At 41.1% G+C, this 3282-nt stretch carries 4 protein-coding genes; 1 reads left to right on the forward strand and 3 read right to left on the reverse strand.

Annotated features, from left to right (window positions below):
• Positions 1 to 16: 16 nt before the first annotated feature.
• The 3 genes from R8N49_RS24315 to R8N49_RS24325 all read right to left on the reverse strand — a co-directional run bounded on the left by R8N49_RS24315 (position 17) and on the right by R8N49_RS24325 (position 2553).
• Positions 17 to 880, reverse strand: coding sequence for a hypothetical protein (locus tag R8N49_RS24315; RefSeq protein WP_318190128.1), 864 nt, complete (start codon positions 878 to 880; stop codon positions 17 to 19).
• A 118-nt stretch (positions 881 to 998) separates the two neighbouring features.
• Positions 999 to 2183 carry a site-specific integrase gene (locus tag R8N49_RS24320; RefSeq protein WP_318190129.1) on the reverse strand — a complete coding sequence of 395 codons (1185 nt, stop codon included), beginning with the start codon at positions 2181 to 2183 and terminating at the stop codon, positions 999 to 1001.
• 10 nt (positions 2184 to 2193) lie between these two features.
• The gene (locus R8N49_RS24325) at positions 2194 to 2553 is read right to left on the reverse strand and encodes a hypothetical protein (protein ID WP_195723447.1); all 360 of its coding nucleotides are present in this window, start codon (positions 2551 to 2553) and stop codon (positions 2194 to 2196) included.
• A 73-nt stretch (positions 2554 to 2626) separates the two neighbouring features.
• Between R8N49_RS24325 and R8N49_RS24330 the strand changes: the two genes are divergently transcribed.
• The gene (locus R8N49_RS24330; protein ID WP_139125518.1) at positions 2627 to 3259 is read left to right on the forward strand and encodes a hypothetical protein; all 633 of its coding nucleotides are present in this window, start codon (positions 2627 to 2629) and stop codon (positions 3257 to 3259) included.
• Positions 3260 to 3282 lie beyond the last annotated feature (23 nt).

The raw sequence follows: 3282 nt of genomic DNA on the forward strand, positions 1-3282 counted from the left end.
GTGATGGAGGATATTTTTAAACCTTATCAGTAATGTCCAGCTCAACTTTAGTAAGTCTAACTACATTAGTTAATTGTTCCTCAATCTCTACTAAGAATTCTTGATATTTTTCATTTTGATATTCTGACCAATCATACCCAGACAAGTCTTCCTCTCTCGAATCGTTGACTTTGGTTAGATTATCCTTAGAAAGTTCGAGAAATGTACACAATCCCACGGTTTCTACGTGCAAGATGGCCTGATTTAGCCTAATGCTTGCCAAAACTTTTTCTATAGAACTTACAACCAAGTTGAAAAGCTGCTTATCTTTATCTCTATATTCTTTAGTGCCGTACTTTGCTCTGTAACTTGCTTTTTCACTCTCAATCTCTTGTTCAACGTACGACCAGTATTCCTGTTCTAACCTTTCTGCTTCTACGTGATACTTCGTGGGAGCATCGCAGGGAACATCATATCCACCACCGGAAAATCCACAATGTTCATAAAAGACATGGTGATAGATTGAGTGCTCTTGACTGCGGTTACGGACTAACTCGGCCAACTCTAAAATCGCTTTCGTTATTGATAACATGATTTCTTGCTTTGTATGGAAAATTTCTTGTTTCACCCAAAACTTGTTTGAAATCTCACCTTGAATAGATTGAACTAGCGACGTGGTTGAAGATAAATTGTCGAGAAGTTTAGGGAAGTCAGCTTCATCCATCTTCCTCTTAATCTCTCTTAACTCTATAGCGGCCTCCCTATCTTGTTTCAACTTATTTTCATAATGTGTCTTATCGATTTTTCCCTTTAGCCAATATGTCAATGTCGCGACAACTATTGGTGTTGCGAGTGGTTTCAAAGTAGCAAATATCTCATTCAGCACAGTAATGTCAGCCATGAAAAATCCTAAATCCATTAATCAGTCACCAACTCAGAGGAGTTTGTAACAAAAAGAGCAAAGACTGAGTCATCTTAGAACAGTAGGCATGCAGTTGCCTACTGTTTCTATTTATGTATCAACTCACATCCCCAACCAACTCAGCCACATTAGCACTTACCTCTCTCAGCCTTGAACTAGCTAAATGAGCATATCTGGTACTCGTCTGAGGCGACTGATGTCCCAACAAATGCTGAACATCATAGAGCGTGGCATTTCCGCTGTTTATGAGGATCGATGCGAAGCTGTGCCTCAAATCGTGAATTCGGAAGTTGTCTGTAATCCCGGCAGCTTTCTTGATTCGAGCAAATGCCTTCTTCGGATGGGCGATAGGTCTACCGGGTGCATCTCCGGCAAAGATATAGGGGTTCTTCGGTTGTTGAAATCGTCGTTGATCATGGATGACCTCTTTAGCTAGATTATTTAATATGACGGTCCTAGAAAGGCCGGACTTAGTGTGGGGGAGAAATAGGCTCCAATTGCCGTCGTCGTCGACAGTAAGGCACTCCCATTTTGAGCCAGTTATTTCACCTATGCGCATCCCTGTTAGTAGCGCAAATTTCAATGCGTTGGCTTGGGTTCGATTCGGTTCTTCGTTACATGCCTTGATGAAGCTGGAAACCTCTGCACGTGAGAGAAATCTTTGCCTTACGTTGTTTTCCTTGAGCTTCCGTATGTACTGACCGGGATTAGAATCGACATAGCCCCATTCCATTGCCAGTCTGAACATACGAAGGATCAAAGAGCGTAGACGGTTGACCGTTGCAGGTTTCCTACCTTCTAGTAGCCCGTCCAACAATTTCTGAATATCTTGCTGACCAATATCAGTAAGAGGTTTCTTACCCCATTTCGGATAGAAATGGAGCTTGAGACTACCTGCATCACTTTTGGCGGTGAGCTTATTCATCATTGCGTAGGGTAAGTAGTGCAGCTCCGCAAATTCCTGAAAGGATAGTACATTCCGTTTTTCGTCTCGAATAACCTTGGGGTCATTACCTAGGGCAATTTCCCGTTTGTGGTCATTGGCAATCTGACGAGCGGTGGCAATATCTAGCGCTGGATACTCACCTAGTTGTATGGATTTTTTAACCCGATTGTAGGTGTACCTGAAAAGGAACCTACGTCGGCCTTGTCGGTTGATAATTATTTTTAGGCCACTACATAACTCGTCAGTGTATTCCGTTTCCTTGCTTTTGCTCGACGGCTGCGTCGGTGGTAGTGAGTCGAGTTGGCGCTTATTGAATTTGAATTTTCGGGATTGCATCTTTGCCTCCTTAGTCATTCTCGATGGAGAAGTATTGGCGTAATTCGGTGAGTAGTGTCTTAGGCATCAGTAGATAGATACCCTTGCCAGAGTCCTTGACAATGCTCAGGGTGAGTACTGCTCCGTAGTCCAGATCATCTTCGAATTCGGTGTAGGTCAGTGCTCGTTTTAGCATTTCGATATCGTCGACGACGGCAGAGAGTTCGGAAATTAATGTGAGAAACCAGAGCTCACATTGCAGTTCATCCCACGCCTGTTGGGTTTCTGCTTTATCGTGAAATGGCTCGGTGAGTATGGCTTTGACTTGTTCTTGTAAGGTTGTGGTGATTGGTAGGGTTGTGATTTGTTGAAGATTGGTGATCTTGTTCATATTGAACTCCATGACTATTAGTATCATAGTGTTAATATGTGCTTATTCTTTTGGTTTATACGGTTTGTAGTATATGAAACATCCCTACATAGTCCCCCTTCTAGCTTGCTGTTTTCTTACCCCAATGAAGGTGGATGCATCTCCTACCGAAAGAGGAATGAAACTCAAAACCATCAACTTGGAAAACTGGAACCTTATTACTAGAACCGATTATGAATATGACTCTTTCGATAACAAGACCAACAGAACTTCATTTACTGTATGGTTAAAACCATCTGATGAATCGACAGCGTCATTCACTGTTGACTTTATGTGTGATGAGTTTAATAACAGTATAGGTCTGTATGCTAGAGACTCTTTTTTCTTTAGTATTTTAAATGGGGCGACTATTGACTTTAAAAACGAAAAGGGCCAAATCTATTCATTTTCTGTTGAGAAAAGTTTAAATAGAACTTACAGAAACTCAATATTTGTACCCGATGAAGATAAACAACCCTTACTAGAGATATTTAAGAATTCGAATAAAGGATACTTTAGATTTCATGGTCAATCTGGAAAAAATGTTGCGGAAGTGGACTTTCATGACTTGAGTACAAGTTACGATAGCTACTACGAGCAATGTAGCAATTTATCTCAAAAACCAGAAAGCTTTAACGGTAAAGTTGATGGTGTATGTCCAAATGGATGTGATAAATATTATAACTAACTTTACCCATACCCCATATCCCA

The sequence above is a fragment of the Vibrio sp. 1978 genome (assembly GCF_033344345.1).

Excerpts from the sequence above, each read along its gene's own strand:
- R8N49_RS24330 (WP_139125518.1), top strand. The coding sequence starts at position 2,627 with ATGAAACATCCCTACATAGTCCCCCTTCTAGCTTGCTGTTTTCTTACC.
- R8N49_RS24325 (WP_195723447.1), bottom strand. The coding sequence starts at position 2,553 with ATGAACAAGATCACCAATCTTCAACAAATCACAACCCTACCAATCACC.
- R8N49_RS24315 (WP_318190128.1), bottom strand. The coding sequence starts at position 880 with ATGGCTGACATTACTGTGCTGAATGAGATATTTGCTACTTTGAAACCA.
- R8N49_RS24320 (WP_318190129.1), bottom strand. The coding sequence starts at position 2,183 with ATGCAATCCCGAAAATTCAAATTCAATAAGCGCCAACTCGACTCACTA.